Source organism: Pseudalkalibacillus hwajinpoensis (assembly GCF_015234585.1).
GTDB classification, from domain to species: domain Bacteria; phylum Bacillota; class Bacilli; order Bacillales; family Guptibacillaceae; genus Guptibacillus; species Guptibacillus hwajinpoensis_B.
In genome coordinates, this window is record NZ_JADFCM010000001.1 from 866,972 (window position 1) to 889,974 (window position 23,003).

The window sequence follows — 23,003 nt, forward strand, 5'->3', positions numbered from 1 at the left end:
TTTTGGATGGATAAAGGAGAGAGGTATATGAGTACTGTAGCAGAAATGACAGTAACAAAAATGATAGAGGAAGTAAGAACGCTCCTAGATGAGTACCCGTTACTTGCTAGTGAGAGTTTTATTGAAAAAACAATTGATGGTATTTCAGAAGAATCAACGCAAGAAGAGGTTGGTAACATTCTAGTTTTAAATGCCCTTGAACGAATTAGCGCAACAGAACCTGACTGGACTTATGTGGCAGCAGCTTTTCATCTTCGTTCGCTCTATCGTAAGTCTCTTTCACATCGTTCTGAGAAAGAGGTATATGGTGGGGGAAGCTTCTATCGCCTTCTACAACAGCTGACAGATGAAGGGATTTATAACAAGGCACTCCTTCAGTCTTATTCCAAGAATGAAGTAGAGCATGTTGCTAAATTAATCGAGCCATCAAGAGATCGTTTGTTTACATACATCGGACTACGAACGCTCGCAGACCGCTATCTAGCTACAGATCATGATAAGAATGTGTATGAATTACCTCAAGAGCGCTTTCTAGTCATTGCTATGACACTCATGGTAAATGAACCAAAAGATAAGAGGTTAAATCTGATTGAAGAAGCGTATTGGGCGCTATCTAATTTATATATGACAGTAGCAACTCCTACTCTTTCAAATGCAGGGAAAAGCTATGGACAGCTAAGCTCATGCTTTATCGATACGGTGGATGACAGTCTTAGAGGAATCTATGACAGCAATACAGATGTAGCGACCGTTTCGAAAAATGGTGGAGGAATTGGAGCATATCTCGGGAAAATTCGTTCTCGTGGGAGTGATATTAAAGGATTTAAAGGAAATTCATCTGGGGTTTTACCATGGATGAAGCAGTTAAACAATACAGCTGTGAGCGTAGACCAGCTAGGACAGCGTCAAGGTGCTGTTGCTGTATATCTTGATGTCTGGCATAAAGACGTTTTCGAATTTCTTGATGCCAAGCTTAATAACGGAGACGAAAGAATGAGGACACACGATCTTTTCACGGGTCTTTGTATTCCAGATATCTTTATGGAAGCAGTGGAAGACCGTGGAGACTGGTATTTATTTGATCCGCATGAAGTCCGTCAGGTGATGGGGTTCTCTCTTGAAGATGCTTATGACAAAGAAAAAGGATCAGGAGAGTTTCGTATGAAATATAGGAAATGTGTGAACCATCCTGAACTTTCAAGAAAAACCGTGCCGGCGATTGAGATTATGAAGCGAGTTATGAAATCACAATTGGAAACTGGGACGCCTTATATGTTCTATCGAGATACGGTGAATCGAGCGAATCCGAATAAGCATGCTGGTATGATCTATGCTTCCAATCTTTGTACGGAAATTATGCAAAATATGAGTGCAACGACCGTTGAAGAGGAATTCACGAAAGACGGTAAGATTATCATTACGAAAACGCCTGGTGACTATGTCGTTTGTAATCTATCAAGTATTAATCTTGGGCGTGCGGTTACAGCTAATGCACTAGAGCGATTAATTCCAATTCAGGTAAGAATGCTGGATAACGTGATCGATATTAATACGATCGAAGTGCCTCAAGCCCAGTTAACGAATGAGAAGTATAGAAGCATTGGTCTTGGAACGTTTGGTTGGCATCACCTCCTTGCGAAAAAAGAGATTGTCTGGGAAAGTCATGAAGCGGCAGACTATGCGGACGAACTATATGAAACAATCAATTATTTAACGATACAGGCAAGTCATGAGCTTGCCGTTGAAAAAGGAAGCTACTCTCTCTTTGAAGGCTCTGATTGGCAAAATGGGGAGTACTTTAATCAACGAGGTTACGTTAGTGAAAAATGGCAGTCCCTTAAGGAAAGGGTCCAAACGAATGGTGTCAGAAACGCCTATCTTTTAGCGGTTGCCCCTAACAGTTCAACAAGTTTAATAGCCGGATCAACAGCATCAATCGATCCGATTTTTCAAAAAGAATACTCTGAGGAAAAGAAGAACTATAAAATTCCTGTTACAGCGCCTGATCTTTCACCTGAAACGACCTGGTATTACAAATCGGCTTATCACATTGATCAGCTTTGGAGTATTGAGCAGAATGCAGCCAGACAGCGTCATGTGGACCAATCAATATCGTTTAATATCTATGTGCAAAGTACTGTAAAAGCGAAAGACTTACTGAACATTCATATAACAGCCTGGAGAAAAGGTTTGAAAACAACCTACTATACACGAAGTACATCTGTAGATATTGACGACTGTGAAAGCTGCGCAAGCTAAAGGAGGAATTGGAATTGACTACGATTCAACAAAGAAAGCTATACGATGTCTCCGCACCGAATAGCTCGACTGGAATTATCAATGGGGAAAGCTCAAACGTTTTAAATTGGGATGATGTCCGTTTTAGCTGGGCATATCCTATGTACAAAAATATGCTAGGAAACTTTTGGACTCCGTTTGAAATTAATATGTCGAACGACGTGAAGCAATGGGAAGCATTAAGCGAAGATGAGCAAGATACGTTTAAGAAAATTATTGGCCTTCTTGCCTTCCTAGATTCGATTCAAACTGATTATTCAAGTAAGGTTGCGGATTATTTAACAGATTCAAGCCTTTCTGCGCTCATGCAGGTGCTTTCGTTCCAGGAAGTTGTACATAATCAGTCATATAGCTATGTACTTTCTTCCATTGTAAATAAAAATGAGCAAGACCGCATTTTTGAATATTGGAAGCATGATGACGTGCTCTTAGAACGAAACCAATTTATTGCTTCTGGTTATGAAGCATTTGTTAAAAATCCAACACCACAAACGTTTTTTGAATCGATTGTTTATGACATTATTCTTGAAGGACTTTTCTTCTACGCCGGGTTCGCTTTCTTTTATAACCTTGCTCGAAATCAAAAGATGGTGTCTACCTCAACAATGATTAACTATATTAATCGCGATGAGCAGCTGCATGTGACGTTGTTCGTTAATATAGTGAAAGAATTGTTCAATGAGCATCCTGAACTGAATACGAAAGAAAATCATGATTTCATCACGAATACATTTCGTGAAGCTGCTGAGCTTGAGATGAAATGGGGAGAATACATTATTGGTAATCGTTTCCCTGGAATTACAATGAACGAACTCAATGACTACATTAAATTTATGGCAAACAATCGCGTGAATCAGCTTGGTATCGAACGCCCATTTGAAGGTCACCGAGAGAACCCTATGCGGTGGATCAAAGCCTACGCGGATGTGAACGCTGGGAAAAGTGATTTCTTTGAACAGAAATCACGTCAGTATACAAAAGTGTCTGATGATAATGGGTTTGATGATTTATAACGAAATGAGAGAAAGGTCAACTCAAATAATGAGTTGATCTTTTTTTTAGACATTAAGAGTGAAAGTAATGTACGACAAAAAAGAATTTTTGTGGTAAGATACTTAAAATCATTTTGTACTTTAACGTGAAAGAACGTATTCATATAAGGAGATGTAACATGAGAAAGAAGCGAATTGTTGTTAAGATTGGGAGCAGTTCATTAACAAACGGTAAGGGAGAAATTGATCTAGTTAAGCTCATTGATCATGTTAACGCCCTCACATTACTTCGTCAGGAAGGACATGAAGTACTTCTTGTTTCTTCAGGAGCAGTTGCGGCAGGTTTTAAAGAACTTGGATATCCAGCAAGACCCGTCACGTTAAAAGGAAAGCAGGCTGCAGCCGCTCTTGGACAAAGTTTACTTATTAAATCTTATATCGAGGAATTCAATCAGCGAAACATTTCAGTCGCTCAAATTCTTTTAACACGCCCCGATTTCTCGAATCAAGAACGATACAAAAATGCGTTTGATACGCTTTCTGAATTGCTGGCAAGAGGGGTCATGCCGATTATTAATGAAAATGATACGGTTTCAACGGAAGAGTTAAAGTTTGGTGATAACGATATGCTTTCAGCTCTTGTAAGTGGACTTATTCATGCAAATGAGTTGATCATTTTGACGGATGTGAACGGTATATATGATTCCAACCCTGCGACAAATCCTGATGCGATCAAGTTTCATTCTATCACTGAAATTAGCGACAAGATGATTGGGCAAGCAGGGGGAGCTGGTTCGAGTGCTGGAACTGGGGGCATGAAATCAAAGCTAATCGCAGCAAAGACAGCTGTAAACCTGAGCGTTCGAGTTTTTATTGGTCATGAAACAGGCAGCGAAAAGTTACTTCGAATTCTCTCTGGTGTCGGAGATGGAACTTATATCAGTCGAGAGAAAGCAACATCTTTCCCGATTAAAAAACAATGGATTGCGATGCACTCTCACGTATCAGGTCAGCTTTATATTGATGAGGGTGCAGAAAAAGCGATTGTTTTAAATGGCAAGAGCTTGCTTTATGGCGGAATCAAGCAAGTAGTTGGCTCTTTTGAGGTTGGAGATGTTGTGGAAGTACTCGGAAAGAATGGAAAACTAGGAAAAGGACAGGTTCGATATTCATCTGCTTTCTTGGAGAACGTGATTCAAGATCACGAGAATGAGAGCTCCACAGTTGAAGTCATTCATAGAGATCAATGGGTGTCAGAGATGATGAGGTCATAAGAAAAAAAGAAGAGATGTGTCCGAAGAAGGAATGAGGGCGCATCTTTTTCTTCGAAGTAAAAATCGACGATACAAAAAAACATATGGCTTTAGTACATAATAGTAAAGGATGGTAGAATAGAGCTACTAATCTAACTGAAGGACTGGTATAGCATGTTATCTTTAGCAGATCGATATCGTAAATTTGAATTCCAATTAACGGATCTCGAAGATCAAATTATTCAATACATTCTCCAAAATCGATCGGATGTTGTCAACATGTCAGTGCAACATCTTGCCCAGCAAACTCATACAGTACCGAATTCTGTTATGAGACTTATGAAGAAATTGGAGTATGAAGGATTTACGCAATTGAAACTTAGATTGAAAGATGAAATGGCCACGAAAGAAACAAAAAGTCCGTCTTTTCAATATGAAATGGAACGAACGATGGAATTAACAGATAAGCGATTGATTCAATTGGCTAGTGAGTGGATTCATCATTCTCAACGTCTCCTAGTGTTTGGGGCGGGAGCACATTCTTATATAAGTGAATTAATTGTGATGAACATTAAGCCATTTCATAAAGATGTTACTTTTTCTGAACACCGTCATGAGAATATGGCATCCTTACAACGTTTTACTAAGAAAGACGTTGTCATTCTGCTAAGTCAATCAGGAGAAACAGAGCAAACTCTTGATCTTGGGAAATATGCGAAAAATCAAGGAGCTAGAATCATTGGAATGAGTCATATTGGCGAAAGTAGCTTAACTGAGCTAGCTGATTTAATGCTATATTGTTACGCTCCAAAAGAAGAGACAAAAGGCTATAACACTACAAATTTCGTTCCTATGGCCATGATTGCTCGGTTATTAGTTGAATCTTACCGTAAGCTCTGTGTATAAATACACAGAGCTTATCTATTTCTAATAGTTTTTGTGAATGCGCTAACAAAATGGCGATCCGAACCTTTAAAACAATTATGATAAATTTGTAAGCGATTACTTGATGGGGAGGTAAAAAAATGAATCTACAAAACGTCACTTCTCTCGATTTAATTAAGATAAATCAAAATTACGCTACAAAACGTGAAGCGATTGAATCATTAACTGAAGCACTGGAAGTAGCAGGAAAGCTATCAGATAGAGATCAATACTTCAACGCTGTGTTAGAACGAGAGAAGCTTTCACCGACAGGTTTTGAAGGTGGACTTGCGATTCCGCACGGTAAATCAAAAGGTGTGAAAGAGGCAGCCTTCGCTGTAGCGACGGTAAGTAAACCAATAGAAGATTGGGAAAGTGTTGATCCGACTAACGAGGTAGATTTGGTCTTTCTTCTAGCTATTCCTGAAGCAGAAGCAGGATCAACCCATGTCTCCCTCTTAGCAGAGTTAGTCACACGCCTATCGGATTCAACTTATAAAGATCAATTAGTCAAAATGAAAACAGCAAATGAGTTATATGAGGCTCTTGGTGACGCTGAAGATAAACCGGAAGAGGAAGAAGTCACAAGTAAGGAGACTCGACCGCTTGTGCTAGGTGTTACGGCCTGTCCAGCAGGGATTGCTCATACTTATATGGCAGCAGAGGCTTTAATGAAGGCTGCAAAAGAAATGAATGTAAGAATGAAAGTAGAGAAGCAAGGTGCGAATGGTATTGAAGGTCGTCATTCAAAGAAAGACTTAAGTGAAGCAGTAGGCGTAATTTTCGCAAATGATGTAGCTGTAAAGGATCAAGAACGCTTCAAACACTTACCAACTGTGAAAACGAATGTCGCTTCCCCAATGAAAGATGGCAAAGGATTAATTGAAAAAGTCCTTCAAAAGAAACAATCTTCCACTTCAAACACGGAACATCTAGATGAGATGAGTGAAGATGAAGACAACAAACCTTTTAAAACTGAAATAAAAGATTCAATTCTAACGGGAATCTCGTACATTATCCCAATCATCGTTGCAGGTGGAATGATTTCAGCATTTGCCACACTTATTGCGCAGGGATTTGGGTTAGAAGATGTGCTAGCAACCGAGGGATCGTGGTTATTCCAGGTTAAAACGTTAGGTGGACTGTTACTTAGCACACTAATGGTTCCAATTCTTGCTGCCTACATGGCATACTCCATCGCGGATAAACCTGGTCTCGGACCTGGATTTGCAGCTGGTGTCGCAGCCAATATGATTGGAAGCGGATTCCTTGGTGGTATGCTTGGTGGTTTCCTTGCTGGTTATCTACTGAAATACATGAAGCAAAAAATTAAGCCTAGTGGTACTTTCGCAGGATTTGTAAGCTTTTGGGTGTATCCGGTGCTCGGTTCTCTTATCACCATTTTAATTATGTTATTTGTCGTTGGCGAGCCAGTTACGTGGCTAAATGAAACGCTACTTAACTGGCTTGATGGTATGACAGGAACGAATGCGATTATTTTAGGAGCATTAATTGGAGGGTTTGTATCCTTTGATTTAGGCGGTCCAGTCAATAAAGCAGCATACACATTTTGTATTGGAGCCATGGCGAGCGGTAACTTTATTCCTTATGCCACTTTCGCTTCAGTCAAAATGGTATCAGCCTTCTCTGTTACTGCAGCTACTATCATTGCGAATAAATCGTTTAGTCAAAGTGAAAAAGCCGTTGGGAAACAAACGTGGATTCTTGGTTTAGCTGGAATTACGGAGGGGGCAATCCCGTTTATGATAAATGACCCTTTACGCGTTATTCCTTCACTAGTAGCAGGATCAGCTGTTACTGGAGCGATTATTTCAGTGGCTAACATTGGTTTGAATGTTCCAGGTGCAGGTATTTTTTCACTTGCTCTCCTTCAAGGAGGAACGGGCGGGATTATGAATGCAATCATTTGGTTTGGTGCCGCCGTAATTGGTGCAGCAATTTCAACTGTACTTCTTATTTTAACTAGAAAACAAAAGATCAAAAAATATGGATATGAAAAAGCATTAAAGCAACAAGCAGCATAATTTTTGAATGAGGTGAGCAGCTATGACAAAAAACGTCCACATCGTTCCTCACATGCACTGGGATCGAGAATGGTATTTTTCAACAGAAGAATCACGTATATTACTTGTGAATAATATGGAAGAAATATTAACAAGATTAGAAAATGATCCTGATTATCCTTATTATGTACTAGATGGACAGACAGCGATCTTAGAGGATTTCTTTGAGATTCGTCCGGACCAAAGAGAACGCGTGAAGAAACTTGTTCAAGCAGGTAAGTTGATTATTGGCCCGTGGTACACTCAGACGGACGAGATGGTGGTTGGGGGAGAGTCCATTGTACGAAATCTTTATTACGGTATGAAAGATAGCGCAGAATTTGGTGAGCCAATGAAAATTGGCTATCTCCCTGATTCTTTTGGACAATCTGCTCAGATGCCGCAAATTCTAAATGGGTTTGATATTAAATATTCGATTTTCTGGAGAGGAACTTCTGAGAATCACGGTACGGATAAAACCGAATTTTATTGGACTGCTCCTGGGGAGTCAAAAGTTCTTGTACAACTTATGCCGCTCGGTTATGCCATTGGGAAGTATCTACCTGAAGAAGAAGCTGCATTACAAAAAAGAATGGATAAATACTTTACTGTGCTCGATCGAGGCGCTACAGGCGAAGATGTGCTCCTTCCAAATGGACATGACCAGATGCCTATCCAGCAAAACATATATGAAGTAATCTCGGTATTGAAAAAACTTTATCCAGATAGAGAGTTTTTCTTAAGCAGGTACGAGGACTTACTCGAAAAAATCGAAAAAAATGAAGGTCTTGATGAGATTTACGGAGAGTTTCTTCACGGTAAATACCAGCGCGTCCACCGGAGCATTTATTCGACGCGTGCGGATATTAAAGCGGCCAATACACGCATCGAGAATAAACTTACGAATCATCTAGAACCTTTAGCATCACTCGCCTACAAACTAGGATTTGAGTATCATCACGGTTTAATTGAGCCGATATGGAAAGAAATTATGAAAAACCATGCACATGATAGTATCGGATGCTGCTGCTCTGATAAAGTTCATGCGGAGATTATGGCGCGTTTCAAGAATGCTGAAGAACGTGCTGATCGCTTGATTGATTTCTACAAACGGAAAATTACAGACCACATAAATACAGATCGGAAAGAGGATCGTCTTGTTTTCTTTAATCTTCTTCCTGAAGCGCGTGAGGATGTGATAACTACGACAGTAACAACAAAATTTAGTTCGTTTACACTCATGGATGATCGTGGAGAAGAACTTGAATACCAGATTCTTTCTACAGAAATGATTGATCCCGGTTTAATTGACCGTCAAATCGTACATTACGGGAACTATGATCCGTTTGTAGAATTTACAATTGAAGTGAAAACCCAACTTCCTGGTATCGGATATCACACTTACTATGTAGTTGAAACAAACGATTATCAGCTAGCACTTCCAAGAGAAAACCATCGCTCCGTTGAAACGGTTGCTTACTCGATTCAGTTTGAGCAAAACGGTACGTTATCACTAACTGATAAACAGACTGGTCAAACTCATGAAGGCGTTCTTGGACTTGAGAATGTTGGAGATGATGGAGATGAATATGATTTCTCGCCATTAGAAGGTGAAAAACCTCGCTTTAGTGTCGATGAAATAAAAGATGCTCAAATAAGCTTACAGTCAACCCAACAGACTCATCGTGCTACTATAACTTATCAATGGACTTTACCAGCAGATCTTGAAGCGAGGAAGCAGAATGGTAAACGTTCTGCTACAGTTGATTTTCACATTGAGCTTACAATTCCAATCAAAGGTAACGTGATAGAGGTTTCCTGTAATGTGATTAATAATGTGAAGGATCACCGAATTCGCGTCTTACTTCCAACACAGATTGCTAGCTCATTTTCCTTTGCAGATCAACAGTTCGGAACGATTGAACGAAAAGTCATTGATGATGGAATGGCCGTTTGGGAAAAAGAAGGTTGGGATGAGCGACCGGATGCGATTTATCCTTTCCTTAGTTATGTGGGACTAGAAGATGAGAAAAAAACAGCCGTGGTCATGACAAACAGCGTGAGAGAATATGAGATTATTGGAGAGCGTTTTGATACAATTGCGCTCACGCTCTTTAGAAGCGTTGGTGTTCTTGGTAAGGAAGAGCTTGTTCGACGTCCAGGGCGTCCATCAGGAATTAAATTACCGACCCCGGACTCCCAAATGCTCGGCGAGTACCAATTTGAATTTGGATTCGCTTATGTAAAAGGCAATCGAGATGAGGCAAAAGTAGCTCAGCTAGCAAAACGGTATGTGAGTCCTTTCATTTCATATAATAAAATTCCTCATAATGCGATGAAACTGAATCAAGAAGATATTCAAGTCCCATCTGTCTTTACTCTCTTCTCATTTGAAGAATCGAATTTGGTCATGAGTACATTGAAGAAAGCAGAGTTGGATGAAGGGCTATTGATTCGCTATTATAACCCAACAGCTCGTGAGGAAAAGGTACAGTTAGAGCATGAAGCTATTCAGCAAGTGAATGAAGTGAATTTAAATGAAGTGAAAACGAATGTTTCTCCAATTGAAGCATCTGTCGAACTGTCACCAAGCCAGGTGAGAAGCTTCTTAATTCAATAGCAAAAGGAGGTGGAGAAATGAATGTATTGATTGCGATGGACTCGTTCAAAGGTTCTTTATCCTCGAAGGATGCAGGTGAGGCGGTTAAGTTCGGGATTAAGCGAGTATTCCCTGATAGTGTCGTTGACGTTATTCCGGTAGCAGACGGAGGAGAAGGGTCATTGGAAGCGATCCAAACATTGCCGGGACACTTTGTAATGGTGCCGATCCACCAGCTAGACGGAAAAAAACGAAGCGCTCGTTATTATCGAACAGAGCAAGCCGCGTACATTGAATCGGCTGAAGCGGTGGGGCTGCATTTGATTTCATCAGACAACTTAGAACCTTCACGTTTAACAAGCTATGGTGTTGGTGAGCTGATCCAGGATGCTGAAGAAAAAGGCGCTAAAGACATATACGTCTTCCTGGGAGGGACGGGGACCACCGATGGAGGGCTAGGAATGTTACAGGCCCTAGGGTATACGTGTTTTGATCATTCATGCGAAGAACTTCCTCTCCACCAGAATCCTTTACTAGACACCGCATCCATCCGTGAAAGTAGTAGTCAGCTTAATGCGAATCTTTATATCGTGACGGATGTGGACAACCCTTATGCAGGTCAAAGGGGAGCTGCTGCTGTTTTTGGACCGCAAAAAGGCATGAAGAAAGAAGAAATTCCGACTTATGATGCTGCTCTTCATAGAGTAGCAGATCTTCTTTCTCTTCCTCCTTCTCAAAAAGGAGCAGGAGCGGCAGGAGGGATTGGGGGATCACTCTATTCTCTTGGAGCGACTTATGTCCCTGGAATTGAGTGGATGCTTGAACTGCTAAAAGTAGAAGAAAAGCTCGCAGTGGCTGACATCGCTTTTACTGGGGAAGGGCAAATGGATGATCAAACTGCTTATGGGAAAGTTCCGTCTGGAGTTGGAAAACTTGCGAAAAAACACAACATCCCATGCTTTGCCTTAGCAGGGCAGGTTGTTGAACTGGTGGATAACTTGTATGAAACATTATCGGGAGTACTTTCGATTCAGCAAGGATGTCATTCATTAGAACATGCTCTTAACCCAGACGTAACAAAATCTCAATTGGCCTTTTCAGCGGAGCAAGTGATGCGTATCTGGAGTAGCGGAAGAGGTAACTAAAGCAAGGAAAGTCCCGTTCCTTTAAGGAGCGGGACTTTTCATTATTTCATCAAGGATTTCTCCATCAGTTCTTTATATGTTGAAATTTTCTTGGATAACATATCATCCGTTCCAAGAAGGGTCTCGATTTGATCACGAATAAACTGCCGATGATCTTCAAGGAGTCTAAGGCGTGCATTCGCAGTGTGTTCTCCTTCAAGAAATAACCGCGTATATTCTTTAATTTGAGAGACGGGCATTTGGGTTTCTCTTAATTTTTTGACGAACTGCAACCATTGCAAGTGCTTTTCGTCGAATTGTCTAACACCACTATCATTACGAACAGGATCAATGATTCCTTCTTTTTCATAATAACGAAGGGTATGAGCACTTATGTCAACCTTTTCGGCTATTTCACTTATCGAGTACATTCAATCGCCTCTCACTTTTTAGTTATCGTTTGACTTAGAGTGCACTCAAACGTCTACAATAAGATTGTATCATAATGAATAAGTGGAGGGATTGGCATGAAGTACACCGTTATTACAGGAGCAAGTTCAGGTATTGGATATGAAGCTGCACTAGCGTTTGCGGCAAGAGGGAAGAACCTTGTCATTGCTGCGCGTCGCACAGCCAAATTAGAAGAGTTGAAAAGCGAAGTACACAAAATCAATTCTGACCTTGATGTGATTATTCGTGAAGCGGATTTATCTTTGAATGATAATGTTTACGCATTTTATGAAAGCTTAGAAAATATTGAAATTGAAACATTTATTAACAATGCAGGATTCGGTAATTTCGATCCAGTTGGTGAGCAGAAGCTTCCTAAAATTGAAACAATGCTTCGTTTGAACAATGAGGCGTTAACGATTCTTTCGTCCTTGTATGTTCGTGACTATGCGAATGTAGAAGGAACGCAATTGATTAACGTTTCATCTGGTGGAGGCTATACGATCGTAGCCGATGCCGTGACGTATTGTGCAACGAAATTCTTTGTAAGTGCCTTTACAGAAGGACTTGCACAGGAGCTTCAAGGACAGGGGGCAAAAATGCAGGCTAAAGTTCTGGCACCAGCAGCGACGGAGACAGAATTTGCAAACCGTTCAATGGATGTAGATAATTTCGAATATGAAGGCACTGTGCCAAAGTTCCATACAGCAAAAGAAATGGCAGACTTTATGCTAGATCTTTACGATAGCAATAAGGTCGTTGGAATCGTTGATGGCAATACGTATGAATTCCAATTGAAAAACCCAATCTATCCTTATGTAGCACGCAACCGTTAATAAAATCCTCCTGTCGTGATGACGGGAGGATTTTTATTTTATGTAAGTTTCATACTAAATTTCTGAAGTAAATCCATTAACGTTGGTCTCTCATTCCCTTTTCGTCCAATCACATTTGTTGCGGTTACTAACGAATTCAGAACGGCTTCTTCCGTCGCTTCCCCAACGGCACGAAAAGCGGTGTCGATTTCTTCTTCATGAATGGTTTCTAGTGATTGAGTTTGCGGTTTATATTGATGAGAGACTGTGTTAGCGGTGGAAAACCCAATGATAACTTCACCACTACCTGTTGTGATAATGGATCCTGTTCTTGCAAGACCTGTAGAAGCCCGTTTAATAATACGATGAAGCTGTCTTTCAGAAACGGGAAGATCTGTTGCAACCATCACCATGACGGACCCTTTATCTCTTTCTTCCCATGAATGAAGAAGAGCTTCTTTTAACTTCTTGCCTACTTTCTTTCCATTCACGTGCAGATCACGAAGAATACCAAAGTTCGTGACAACAAGGACACCAAGGGTATAGCTCCCATTTTGGAGTTTTATTTTTCTTGAAGCAGTGCCAATTCCACCTTTTAACGAGTAGCATAGCATGCCTCTCCCAGCTCCAACAGAGCCTTCTTCAAAAGTACTAGAAGTATTTGCGAGCGCTTCATGAACGTGATGCTTTCGAACGTGACGCCCTCGAATATCATTTAAGAACATATCATTGCATTCGCCTATAATAGGATTAACCGTCCCGGTCGTGTTGCCAATCTCAGGATTTTGTTCCAACATATAATCAAACACCGCATCGGCAGCCGTTCCGATACTTAACGTATTCGTTAAGATAATTGGCGTCTCAAGCGTACCAAGCTCATTCAGCTGAATGGTTCCCATTGTTTTACCAAACCCGTTAAGAATATAGGACGATGCAATTAGTTTATTCTGAAACAAATTCCCTTGATGGGGTAAGATCGCTGTTACGCCAGTTTGCACTTCCCCATTATTTAGAGTAGTATGTCCGACGGTTACTCCTTCCACGTCCGTAATCGCATTTTTTTCGCCTGGTTCCATTTCCCCAATGGTAACTCCGTAATCTCGCAATCTTTTCTGACTCAAATCATCACTCCTCTTTTCTATTAGTTTACTATTATTTCTATTTCATCCAAGTCCCTAAAGCAAATGTTAACTGTAAAATATGGTATAATTGACGAGACGTATAGAGAGTAATTTGAATTTGTCATGCAACAGATAACTAGTAGAAAAGAGTGAAATAGAATGGGCCGTAAATGGAATAACATTAAGGAAAAGAAAGCATCAAAAGATGCGAATACAAGTCGAATTTATGCTAAGTTTGGTCGTGAAATTTATGTAGCAGCAAAGCAGGGGGAACCGGATCCAGTAGCTAACCAGGCTCTTCGCTTAGTTCTCGAACGTGCGAAAACATACAACGTACCAAAAGCAATCATTGACCGTGCGATTGAAAAAGCGAAAGGCGGAGCAGATGAAAATTACGACACGCTTCGTTATGAAGGATTTGGTCCAAGCGGATCCATGGTGATCGTTGATACGTTAACAAACAACGTAAACCGCACGGCATCTGACGTTCGTTCAACATTTGGGAAAAATGGTGGAAACATGGGCGTGAACGGTTCAGTTGCCTACATGTTCGACTCAACAGCCGTATTCGGGATTGAAGGCAAATCAGCAGATGAAGTACTTGAGCTGTTAATGGAAGCAGATCTAGATGTGCGTGACATTATGGAAGAAGATGAGGTTGTTATCGTCTATGCTGAGCCTGACCAGTTCCATGCGGTGCAGGAAGCATTTAAAAATGCGGGGATTACTGAGTTTACCGTAGCTGAACTTACGATGCTTGCCCAAAATGACGTTGAGCTTGCCGGAGAAGATCAGGAGCAGTTCTTGAAAATGATCGATGCGCTTGAAGAATTAGAAGATGTGCAACAGGTATATCATAACGTTGAACTAGGCGAAGAATAAAACAAAGACAAAAGAGCGGGCTTCCGGATTTCGGAGGTCCGCTCTTTTAATATGGATTGACATTCGATTATGAAAAATGTTCTTTATTTCTTCTTTTCTTTTTTAATGCTAGAAGCGATGTCTTTAAAGATGCATAGTTTCCAATCGCTGCATATCCGTAAAAATAACCCATAAAGATACCAGCTACAAGGTGATGAGGATGGCTATAAAAGACTGAGATCACAAGTCCTAGAATGATCGCTAGTGTTGGAACAAAGGTACGAGGTATAGGTGTGAGAATCTTGATTAATTGTGTCAGAATCATCACTACAGGCACCGCAAGAACAGCGTCCCAGAAGTTTGTATGAATAACAGGAAATGTCATGATCAAATTCCTTCCCAATACAATAGAATGCTTCTAGTCTTTTCTTTTTTGAATGTTTCTAACCGAAGTTTATTAGAAAATATGTTTTGTGAATAGGGGAGTTCAGTGATTTTATGGAATAATATGTTAATATTGGTGATGAGGATAATAGAAGTAGTTGTTCAGTTAAAGGGCAGTTTAATGGAAGACTCAGTTTCGAGATAATAGGTTCAATTAAAAGCTTTATCAAAAAATATAGTTAAATCAATATGGATTTTCAACAAATATCTGAATGATTTATTTGTTCAGGCTATGAAGAAAAACTTTTAAGCATTTGTTCAATGATTTATCATTTCCAATTTTTGTAGTATATTTATAATTAAGAAAACGAAATTGGGGGGAATAAAAATGGCTGATATTCAAAGACAATTTGAAAGTTTTCACGATGAAATAAAACTAAAACGATTTAAAGAAAACAAAGAATTACGAGAGAAGCGAGATATAATTACCAGTAAAATTAAAGAAGGAGTTAAAGTCAAATTTGGAGAAAAAGGAGAAAATGTATCAGAAATTGAATTCATAGACCAAGGAAGTTATGCGGTAGACCTGGGCATTGTACCAGAAGATAAGGACTATGATATCGATGAAGGTGTAATTTTTAATCTTCATAAAGAAGATTATCCAGACCCCCTTGAACTTAAAAAAATTATAAGAGATATACTAAGTCACCACACTAACACTTCACCAAAGATAAAGAACCCCTGTGTAACAATAACCTACCTATCAGAAAATGAACCATTGTATCATGTAGATTTACCTGTTTATTTAAGATCTAAATATAATAATTATTTGTATCTTGCATGGGGAAAGGAATATTCTAGTGATGACAATAGATACTGGGACATCGCGGACCCACAAGGTCTAAAGGAGCATATAAGAAACTCTTTTACTGATAATGAGAAAAAACAATTTAAGAGAGTTGTTAGATACATGAAAAAATGGAAAGACATTTGTTTCGCATCATCTGGAAGTGCTCGGCCACCTAGTATTGGAATAACTATTGCAGCAGTTGATTTATTTTCATATAAACAAACTTATGACCCTATTACAGGTGATTTTAAAGACAACGATTTAATTGCTTTAAAACACTTTGTCAGCAACTTTAAAGGCAGATTTATTTCACAGTGGGACTATGAATTGGAGAGAAATGTTTTTACTGTTGAATATCAATTACCTGTACAACCATATAGCAATGTTTTTTCAAAGATGTCTAGATTGCAAATGGACTCTTTCTACCAAAAGCTAAACGATTTAGAAAGTGCACTTAATGAAGCAGAAACTAAAAGTGACCCACATGATTCATGTAAGATCTTAAGTCCTCGATTTTTTGGAGGGAAATTTCCTATTCCAGTATCTAAAGAAGCTAGATACAAACAGGTTGGTTTATCTAGTGCCCCTTCTTCTAGTTCAGCTAGAGGTATTTAAAAATGACCATCAATTACCAAAACTTACTCCATGAGAAAGTTTATTTATCGGGCATTGAAAGTTTAGATTCCTTTCAATATAAATTAATTTTCGAACTAAGAACTGGTTATCAAATTCCCTTAATTCTAACTTTTAGTCCTCTATTCCCAACCGAGTTACCAATCATCCACATAGATAAGGACGTTCATAGCATTCCTGATATTCCCCATGTTATGAGAAGTGGATTGATTTGCTTTTTAGATGAAGAAGGTGTTATTTGGAGTGATATACCCGAAAAAACGATTGATTTTGTTTTTGAAAGAGTAGAAAATGTATTGATTTCTAATCCTCCTCAAGAAGAATATCATCGAGAATTCAGTTATTATTTTGGAACTTTGGAAAATGCTGAATTTGTTTTATCATTATATCCCCCTGCAGATGAACCTGAAGAAATTTCTGTGTTTACAATTGGTAAGAAAGCATTCGCTTTTTTAAACGGTGATATGGGATCTAAAAAATTACTGGGAAGGTTATTTAGTACAAACATACACTCCAGAAGTCTTGAAAAAGCATATTATATTCCTTTAGACAAAACGTTTGAAGGAGCTGTTCCTCAATTAGATCGATTTTGGAGTAACAAGGAAATATCTAATATTATTCGAACACATATAAATGACGAGAAGCTAAGTGATATACAGAAATTTTCTATGAACAAAAGTAAGCATTATTATTTGATAAGAATACCATTGTTAAATGGTGAGCAAACAGTGATTGGATTGAAATACGAAAAGATAAATCAATCTCTTTCAAAAAGGGTTATTCCACTAATTGATGAGGGTATTACTGATGATTTTAAAGTAACCCCCTATTTTGTATTTAGAAATGATGACTCAACGTTACTCCAAAGAGGTGGCGGGGTTAAGAAGTCACTTAATGTTTTATTAATTGGGTGTGGATCTATAGGAAGTGATTTGTTATTCATATTAGCTCGATCTGGCATTAAACAGTTTACCCTGGTAGATAATGATGAATTAAAAATCGAAAATTCGTATAGACATTTCTTGGGGATGAATAAATCAATTGGAAGAAACACTAAAGTTGAACTACTAAAAGAAGAATTTGAAAAAAGATATCCGAACGTAAAAATTCAAATAAGCGCTAAGGAAGCAATAAGAACAATAAATACTGGGAAAGTAGATTTAAATGAATTTGATTTGATTTTAGTGGCTATTGGAAATCCAAATATTGAAAGAAAAATTAACAGGCTTATTTCTAAGTCATCTACTCCGGCAATTTTCACTTGGGTCGAAGCATATGGTTTAGGTGGGCATGCACTAGTTTTAAATAATGGTGATCAAGGTTGTTATGAATGTTTGATAGACAATGAGTTAAGAATGTATTCTTCATTTGCAGGTGAAAGCGATGTTCCTTTCACTAAAAACATGAATGGGTGTGCTGGCTCTTTTACCCCATATGGAAGTATAGACTCAATGGAAACAGCCTTACTTGCCTCAAGGTTAGTAATGAGATTTTTAGAGGGGGATGTAGAAGGCAATCCCTTAGTTTCTTGGAAAGGTTCTTCAGAAATTTTCCGATCTGAGGGTTTTCATACATCTCAACGATATAATAAATCAATAGATAGTTTGAAGCAGGATAACTACGAATATATTAATCCTACATGTGATGTCTGTGCTGATAATACAGATGTGGTCTATTACCCATGATTGTTATTAAATATGAGGAGGATTTGATATTAATAGAACAGCATGTAATAGAAGTAATAAAAGGGATGAGACAACAAAAGTCATATCATAAAGAGACAGGAGGCATGTTGCTTGGCTCAATTTTATCTGTTAACCATGGCATAGTTATAAGAGATTATACCAAACCTTTAGATGGAGATTACTGCTCTAGATATAGATATATTCGTCAGAAACAAAGTCATAATGCGATTCTACAGAAAAAATGGAAGCAAAGTAATCATACACTTATGTATCTGGGAGAGTGGCACACGCATCCTGAAAAAGAACCACATTATTCGAAGCAAGACATGAATAATTGGAAAAACCTATTGAAAAAATCAGATACTTTTACTGATTATTTATTGTTTATAATAGGCGGAATAGATGGTTTGAAAATATGGAGTGGTTGTCGTAAAACAGAAGAAATAGTTTTATTGTTTGAAGGAGAATATAATGAAGATAATTCGATCAGTTGAAGGGCTATTTAACCTAATTCAGAGTGATCCCGTTACGGCAATACTTATGTTATTAATTTTAATATTTTCAAGCATTATTCTCTACAAAAAGTGGGGATGGCTTCAAATTGTATACAACTGGGTTATTAATCACATCCTCCGTTTTATGAAGAGGGATTTTATATTGTTGGCTACTTTCACCAAGAAAGAGGCAAACTTTAATAGTGTGAAAAGAGAGTATCAGGAGCAGGGGTGTTTGTATATCACTCAAAATTTTTTAAAGAAAACTAATAATGATGGGAGCATTAACTATAAAGACCTTCAACAAATCTTAGATAAACAAAGGTCTAAAATGAAAATTTCAATAAAACGCAGTAAAAATTCTAACTCATTAATATATTTAGGGTTTCCTCATGTGCCAATAGCATTTTTAGATGGATACCATTTCAAAAGTACTGATGAAGCAATACTTTATGAATATCAAGGAGAAGACTCCGAATGTCTGGGTAAAGGATTTTACGAATTGAAAAGAAAGTACAATACTGATATGAAGATTATTAATGATTATGATATAAACACTAATTATGAGAAGGAGGTTGCATTAAAAATAGAACAATCATTTTCAATAATGAATGAAGAGATAAAAACAGCTTCAGGGGTAGAACAAGTTATTTCTTTAGGTTTAGAAACTCCAAGTCGCTGGTCTGTTACTAATTATGCTCAAATCGATTTATACGAAAAAAGATTCATAGAGTTACTTTCAAAATTGAAGAAGAGCGGAGTGAATAGGATTCATTTATTTGCTGCCACCCCTGTATCTCTCAGTTTTAGTCTGGGAAGAATGGTTGAACATTATCACCCAGAGGTAATAGTTTATAATTACAATAACAACTCTTATGATTGGGCTATTAACTTAAGGACAGAAAAAATATTGACTCTTAAGGATGAATAACATTCAATTTGCCTGAAATAAATGAGTAGTGCACTTATATTTTTGGTTTAAAATATTATGGCAATTGGTTAATAACCTTTTTCCATAATCTCGGAGCGTATCTTTAGTAAGATTGCTCCCTTAGAAAAAGTTCATTTAATTGTTTCTGCATTTCTCTGAAAGGTACACACGTTTGCCTTTTTCTTTGTCTTTACTTACTATGTCCCAAGAGGCAGTTCCTCGTCTAAGGGTTATCTTTACATTTGATCCGTCAATTGCCTTATATATAAGATATCCCACAAATGAATTATCATATTTCGGCGGTAATGACTCTTCTCCGCCTAAAATAAATAACATTTTCTCTCCTTGTGAAGCACCATTAAACAATGGAAATAAAGATTTAAGATGTGAGGTTTCGGTACCCTCAATTACTAGTGCTTTTTGTAAATCATCTATTGAATAGCGAATTGAATTGTTGCTTTTTAACAAAGGCATTAGTTCAGGATAACTCCTCGTAATGTCTTTCACTATTAATTGGTCTATATTACACAAGTGATTATCTTCTGAAAAAGCATAAGTGTCAGGTGAAGTTATTAGTGAGACAATGAGAAAAGATATAGTTAGGGCTGAAACTCTCAAAGACATAATTAAATCTCCTCATATCATAATGTTATTAATTTCACCTAAGATGAAGAAACTTATGACTAAATGAGGAGAAAATATTTAATCAGTATATTCAGGAGCATAGTCCATAATATCGGAGCAATATTTTAATATCACTGGTTCAAAAGGACTATAAAAGAAACGTCAACAATCGGATATGATTTCGCAAAAGGGGTATGAACGGTGAGAAGATTGCATGCTGTCAATGTAGCTTTATTTAGTATTTTGCTGATTAGTTTAGGGGTAATGGTGTTACTCGTTTATACGGATTCTGACAGTACCTTTGGGATTGTTACTGTTGTTGGTTGTTTAGTTTATTTGTTTCTATATCTGGTGTATCTAGCCATTTTTGCACTTATGAAAACTTTGAAAATGGAAAGAAGTGAGAAGAAGCTGAGGTTCTTTAAAGTCCTAGCATGGTTTGGAGCTCTTAGCGTAATAGATATCGCAACCTCATATCTTATTTCTTCAGAAGTACATGCTTATAATTTCTTTGTTACTTTTGGAATTGCGGTTGGGATTACTTTTTTCGATGTGATGTTTTTTAAACAGCGACGGTATTCGTAACGCTACATAGGTTTATAAAAGGACGTAACTCCTTATTGCATTGGGAGTGCGCCTTTTTCTATAAAAAGAAAAGTAGAAAGATGGTAGTGTCACGGCCTATAAAAAGAGAGAATCTTATATAAAGGGAGTACTTTTTATGAAGGTAAAAGGAATCGTATTTGTCTTATTGGGAGCTGGAAGCTTCGGGTTTACTCCTATATTTGTGAAAACTGGGTTTGAATATGGGTATTCCTTAGGGCAAATCAACATGGTACAGATGCTTCTCGCCTTCGTTTTGTTGTGGGGGATGAGCCTTGTTAATGGTTTGAAAATAAAGAATTTATCAAAATCTGATTTTATAAAAGTAATGTTCACAGGAACTGCGATGGGGTTAACAAGTGTTTTCTATTACGGATCAATGCAGTATTTAACTGCTTCGTTAGCGATCATTCTACTCTTTCAATTTGTATGGATCGGGATGATATACGAGTGGATCTTTAGCAAGATTAGACCAACAGTAATGAATTTCCTAGCTCTATTCGTGACGTTAACCGGGGTAGTTTTTGCCTCGAACATCATCGCTGGCGACGTCTCGGATTTGCATCCTGTCGGTTTAATTCTTGGACTTCTAGCAGCGGCTTCGTATGCAGGGTTTATTTTTTTTAGTGGACAAGTCGCCACTCGTTCGCATCCTATTATTCGAAGCTCGTTGATGGTTACAGGTTCTACGATTCTAGTATTGATCGTGTTCTTTCAAGACATTCCCTCTCTGAATCCGACTGACGGTCGCTTATGGTTATTAGGTGCTGGACTAGCTCTTGTTGGTGGTGTAATCCCTACCCTTTTCTTTGCGAAAGGAGCACCGTTGATCACAGGAAGACTTGCGAATGTGTTGAGCGCTATCGAGTTACCTGTCGCCATCATATCGGCTATGATGGTTCTCTCTGAATCTGTTTCGTTATTGCAGTGGATAGGCGTGTTATTAATCGTGGTAGCGATTATGATCAACGAACTTGGTGACGCTTTGAAGAAAGGTAAAGCAGTTGCCAATCATGATTAATTTTCAATAACTGTGTTCTGTTATATCGGAGCTTATCTGTAATAAGATAGCTTCCCATGAAAGCTAGTATATATGTTGAGGCGGTTTTAATCCAATGAAGCAACAACAAACAGATATTCTTAGAAAAGATCTTCTCTTCATGAGGAGATTTTTTTAAATTGAATTATTTTAAATATATTGAATTTTATATTCTATAATTATAGAATATATACCAAGAGGTGATAAATATGGAACTTATTTCTACTGGAACTAAACGAAGAAGGGAGAAATATAAGCTTGAGCTAAAAAGCTCTTTATTATGGGAAGTTGCTTTAGGCATAGCAGCTATAACGAATGAATCTTTGATTGATACACTTGATCTTTCTAAAGAAAAGAGAGAACTGATTCACCAATCTTTATCAAAAAGCATGATAGAAGAACTAGAATATGTACAAAAAAATAATACTTGGAAAACCATTCTTCAGCTTCTCCATCAAAAAGATTTCGAGAATTTATCTTCGTTTAATGATTATGTGAGGAGTTTATCTGACGAGCAATTAAAGAACATTTCTATACCTTATCTTGGTAATGAACAAGAAGTGTTGAAAAGAGATTTATTAAATGGATCTGCAAAAGCGCTTCAGGAATTACAAAAGAGGAATCATGAACATCCTTTCCTACCATCTTACCTTGAATTTATTACTAAAGTTTCCTGCGAGGAATTGAAAAGCCATCTTCTAGTAGTAATGTCTGGTTGGTATAGCGCAATTATCGAGCCCGATAAAAATAAACTCGAAGCAATACTTCAAAGGGACATGGCTTCAAAGGAAAAAATGCTTGGAAGTTTAGAACCAGAACAATTTGTTGAGTGGGCAACAGATGGAGTGAAATACCTGCCGGAACCAAGTGTTTATAAGGTTATTTTGATACCCCATTACATATATCGTCCATGGAATGTCGAAGCAGACTTAGAAGGCGTTAAGGTCTTTTATTATGCGGTCTCTAATGAAAGTATTTCAAGTGAGGATAAATTTGTTCCTAATAAACTGTTGGTACAAAAGTATAAAGCATTAGGAGATGAAACGCGTTTAAGGATTTTAAAGATGATTAAGGAAGAGCCGACATCTCTGCAAGAGTTAACCACTGAACTGAAGTTAGGTAAAACCACCGTTCACCATCATTTGAAAATTTTAAAATCTGCAAGGATCGTTTCTCAGAATTCCAATAAATATTCTATTGATGATAGTGTGCTAGATCATTTATCAACAGATTTAAAACTTTTCTTGGAAAGGGATTAGT

General features: G+C 38.0%; 20 protein-coding genes. 16 read left to right on the plus strand and 4 right to left on the minus strand.

Going from position 1 to position 23,003, the window contains the following annotated elements:
• Positions 1-45: 45 nt before the first annotated feature.
• The 7 genes from IQ283_RS04115 to IQ283_RS04145 all read left to right on the plus strand — a co-directional run bounded on the left by IQ283_RS04115 (position 46) and on the right by IQ283_RS04145 (position 11,274).
• The gene (locus IQ283_RS04115) at positions 46-2,259 is read left to right on the plus strand and encodes a ribonucleoside-diphosphate reductase subunit alpha (protein ID WP_408962575.1); all 2,214 of its coding nucleotides are present in this window, start codon (positions 46-48) and stop codon (positions 2,257-2,259) included.
• Positions 2,260-2,273: 14 nt separating this feature from the next.
• The gene (locus IQ283_RS04120; RefSeq protein WP_194218872.1) at positions 2,274-3,311 is read left to right on the plus strand and encodes a ribonucleotide-diphosphate reductase subunit beta; all 1,038 of its coding nucleotides are present in this window, start codon (positions 2,274-2,276) and stop codon (positions 3,309-3,311) included.
• Positions 3,312-3,469: 158 nt separating this feature from the next.
• A complete protein-coding gene (gene proB, locus IQ283_RS04125) occupies positions 3,470-4,564 on the plus strand; it encodes a glutamate 5-kinase (RefSeq protein ID WP_194218873.1) in 1,095 nt (364 codons plus the stop codon).
• Between the two features lie 153 nt (positions 4,565-4,717).
• Positions 4,718-5,449, plus strand: coding sequence for a MurR/RpiR family transcriptional regulator (locus tag IQ283_RS04130; protein ID WP_194218874.1), 732 nt, complete (start codon positions 4,718-4,720; stop codon positions 5,447-5,449).
• 119 nt (positions 5,450-5,568) lie between these two features.
• A complete protein-coding gene (mngA, locus tag IQ283_RS04135; RefSeq protein WP_194218875.1) occupies positions 5,569-7,512 on the plus strand; it encodes a PTS 2-O-a-mannosyl-D-glycerate transporter subunit IIABC in 1,944 nt (647 codons plus the stop codon).
• 22 nt (positions 7,513-7,534) lie between these two features.
• Positions 7,535-10,150 carry a mannosylglycerate hydrolase gene (gene mngB / locus IQ283_RS04140; RefSeq protein ID WP_194218876.1) on the plus strand — a complete coding sequence of 872 codons (2,616 nt, stop codon included), beginning with the start codon at positions 7,535-7,537 and terminating at the stop codon, positions 10,148-10,150.
• A 17-nt stretch (positions 10,151-10,167) separates the two neighbouring features.
• Positions 10,168-11,274 carry a glycerate kinase family protein gene (locus tag IQ283_RS04145; protein WP_194218877.1) on the plus strand — a complete coding sequence of 369 codons (1,107 nt, stop codon included), beginning with the start codon at positions 10,168-10,170 and terminating at the stop codon, positions 11,272-11,274.
• A 41-nt stretch (positions 11,275-11,315) separates the two neighbouring features.
• Here IQ283_RS04145 and IQ283_RS04150 read toward each other — a convergent pair whose 3' ends face one another.
• Positions 11,316-11,684 (minus strand): MerR family transcriptional regulator, encoded by a 369-nt coding sequence (locus tag IQ283_RS04150; protein WP_194218878.1) that lies wholly within the window; start codon positions 11,682-11,684, stop codon positions 11,316-11,318.
• Between the two features lie 96 nt (positions 11,685-11,780).
• On the opposite strand from IQ283_RS04150, the gene IQ283_RS04155 reads away from it, so the two are divergent.
• On the plus strand, positions 11,781-12,539 hold the full coding sequence (locus IQ283_RS04155; protein ID WP_194218879.1) for an SDR family NAD(P)-dependent oxidoreductase: 759 nt from the start codon (positions 11,781-11,783) through the stop codon (positions 12,537-12,539).
• 38 nt (positions 12,540-12,577) lie between these two features.
• Here the strand turns inward: IQ283_RS04155 and IQ283_RS04160 are convergent, their stop codons facing one another.
• Positions 12,578-13,594, minus strand: coding sequence for a P1 family peptidase (locus tag IQ283_RS04160; RefSeq protein WP_194219591.1), 1,017 nt, complete (start codon positions 13,592-13,594; stop codon positions 12,578-12,580).
• Between the two features lie 204 nt (positions 13,595-13,798).
• Between IQ283_RS04160 and IQ283_RS04165 the strand changes: the two genes are divergently transcribed.
• Positions 13,799-14,521: a YebC/PmpR family DNA-binding transcriptional regulator gene (locus tag IQ283_RS04165; protein ID WP_194218880.1), complete on the plus strand. Its 723-nt coding sequence runs from the start codon at positions 13,799-13,801 to the stop codon at positions 14,519-14,521.
• A 67-nt stretch (positions 14,522-14,588) separates the two neighbouring features.
• Here IQ283_RS04165 and IQ283_RS04170 read toward each other — a convergent pair whose 3' ends face one another.
• Positions 14,589-14,885, minus strand: coding sequence for a hypothetical protein (locus tag IQ283_RS04170; protein WP_194218881.1), 297 nt, complete (start codon positions 14,883-14,885; stop codon positions 14,589-14,591).
• Positions 14,886-15,272: 387 nt separating this feature from the next.
• Here IQ283_RS04170 and IQ283_RS04175 point away from each other — a divergent pair, with 387 nt between their 5' ends.
• The 4 genes from IQ283_RS04175 to IQ283_RS04190 are packed head-to-tail and all read left to right on the plus strand — an operon-like array spanning position 15,273 to position 19,477.
• On the plus strand, positions 15,273-16,349 hold the full coding sequence (locus tag IQ283_RS04175) for a nucleotidyltransferase domain-containing protein (protein ID WP_194218882.1): 1,077 nt from the start codon (positions 15,273-15,275) through the stop codon (positions 16,347-16,349).
• Between the two features lie 2 nt (positions 16,350-16,351).
• Positions 16,352-18,052 (plus strand): ThiF family adenylyltransferase, encoded by a 1,701-nt coding sequence (locus tag IQ283_RS04180; protein WP_194218883.1) that lies wholly within the window; start codon positions 16,352-16,354, stop codon positions 18,050-18,052.
• A complete protein-coding gene (locus tag IQ283_RS04185; protein WP_194218884.1) occupies positions 18,049-18,546 on the plus strand; it encodes a Mov34/MPN/PAD-1 family protein in 498 nt (165 codons plus the stop codon). Before IQ283_RS04180 ends, IQ283_RS04185 begins: the two co-directional genes overlap by 4 nt.
• Positions 18,524-19,477: an SAVED domain-containing protein gene (locus tag IQ283_RS04190; RefSeq protein WP_194218885.1), complete on the plus strand. Its 954-nt coding sequence runs from the start codon at positions 18,524-18,526 to the stop codon at positions 19,475-19,477. Before IQ283_RS04185 ends, IQ283_RS04190 begins: the two co-directional genes overlap by 23 nt.
• Before the next feature lie 135 nt (positions 19,478-19,612).
• Here the strand turns inward: IQ283_RS04190 and IQ283_RS04195 are convergent, their stop codons facing one another.
• Positions 19,613-20,101, minus strand: a complete 489-nt coding sequence (locus tag IQ283_RS04195) for a hypothetical protein (protein ID WP_194218886.1) — start codon at positions 20,099-20,101, stop codon at positions 19,613-19,615.
• Between the two features lie 201 nt (positions 20,102-20,302).
• Between IQ283_RS04195 and IQ283_RS04200 the strand changes: the two genes are divergently transcribed.
• The 3 genes from IQ283_RS04200 to IQ283_RS04210 all read left to right on the plus strand — a co-directional run bounded on the left by IQ283_RS04200 (position 20,303) and on the right by IQ283_RS04210 (position 23,002).
• Entirely contained in the window at positions 20,303-20,686 is a 384-nt protein-coding gene (locus IQ283_RS04200; protein ID WP_194218887.1) for a hypothetical protein, read from the plus strand.
• 136 nt (positions 20,687-20,822) lie between these two features.
• Positions 20,823-21,725, plus strand: coding sequence for an EamA family transporter (locus IQ283_RS04205; protein WP_194218888.1), 903 nt, complete (start codon positions 20,823-20,825; stop codon positions 21,723-21,725).
• A gap of 227 nt (positions 21,726-21,952) precedes the next feature.
• Positions 21,953-23,002: an ArsR/SmtB family transcription factor gene (locus IQ283_RS04210; RefSeq protein ID WP_194218889.1), complete on the plus strand. Its 1,050-nt coding sequence runs from the start codon at positions 21,953-21,955 to the stop codon at positions 23,000-23,002.
• The last annotated feature ends 1 nt before the right edge of the window (position 23,003 follow it).

What these genes read in the sequence shown, in the direction of transcription:
- IQ283_RS04115 (WP_408962575.1), top strand. Translation starts at nt 46, where the DNA reads ATGACAGTAACAAAAATGATAGAGGAAGTAAGAACGCTCCTAGATGAG.
- proB (WP_194218873.1), top strand. Translation starts at nt 3,470, where the DNA reads ATGAGAAAGAAGCGAATTGTTGTTAAGATTGGGAGCAGTTCATTAACA.
- IQ283_RS04130 (WP_194218874.1), top strand. Translation starts at nt 4,718, where the DNA reads ATGTTATCTTTAGCAGATCGATATCGTAAATTTGAATTCCAATTAACG.
- mngA (WP_194218875.1), top strand. Translation starts at nt 5,569, where the DNA reads ATGAATCTACAAAACGTCACTTCTCTCGATTTAATTAAGATAAATCAA.
- mngB (WP_194218876.1), top strand. Translation starts at nt 7,535, where the DNA reads ATGACAAAAAACGTCCACATCGTTCCTCACATGCACTGGGATCGAGAA.
- IQ283_RS04145 (WP_194218877.1), top strand. Translation starts at nt 10,168, where the DNA reads ATGAATGTATTGATTGCGATGGACTCGTTCAAAGGTTCTTTATCCTCG.
- IQ283_RS04150 (WP_194218878.1), bottom strand. Translation starts at nt 11,684, where the DNA reads ATGTACTCGATAAGTGAAATAGCCGAAAAGGTTGACATAAGTGCTCAT.
- IQ283_RS04155 (WP_194218879.1), top strand. Translation starts at nt 11,781, where the DNA reads ATGAAGTACACCGTTATTACAGGAGCAAGTTCAGGTATTGGATATGAA.
- IQ283_RS04160 (WP_194219591.1), bottom strand. Translation starts at nt 13,594, where the DNA reads ATGGAACCAGGCGAAAAAAATGCGATTACGGACGTGGAAGGAGTAACC.
- IQ283_RS04165 (WP_194218880.1), top strand. Translation starts at nt 13,799, where the DNA reads ATGGGCCGTAAATGGAATAACATTAAGGAAAAGAAAGCATCAAAAGAT.
- IQ283_RS04170 (WP_194218881.1), bottom strand. Translation starts at nt 14,885, where the DNA reads ATGACATTTCCTGTTATTCATACAAACTTCTGGGACGCTGTTCTTGCG.
- IQ283_RS04175 (WP_194218882.1), top strand. Translation starts at nt 15,273, where the DNA reads ATGGCTGATATTCAAAGACAATTTGAAAGTTTTCACGATGAAATAAAA.
- IQ283_RS04180 (WP_194218883.1), top strand. Translation starts at nt 16,352, where the DNA reads ATGACCATCAATTACCAAAACTTACTCCATGAGAAAGTTTATTTATCG.
- IQ283_RS04185 (WP_194218884.1), top strand. Translation starts at nt 18,049, where the DNA reads ATGATTGTTATTAAATATGAGGAGGATTTGATATTAATAGAACAGCAT.
- IQ283_RS04190 (WP_194218885.1), top strand. Translation starts at nt 18,524, where the DNA reads ATGAAGATAATTCGATCAGTTGAAGGGCTATTTAACCTAATTCAGAGT.
- IQ283_RS04195 (WP_194218886.1), bottom strand. Translation starts at nt 20,101, where the DNA reads ATGTCTTTGAGAGTTTCAGCCCTAACTATATCTTTTCTCATTGTCTCA.
- IQ283_RS04205 (WP_194218888.1), top strand. Translation starts at nt 20,823, where the DNA reads ATGAAGGTAAAAGGAATCGTATTTGTCTTATTGGGAGCTGGAAGCTTC.
- IQ283_RS04210 (WP_194218889.1), top strand. Translation starts at nt 21,953, where the DNA reads ATGGAACTTATTTCTACTGGAACTAAACGAAGAAGGGAGAAATATAAG.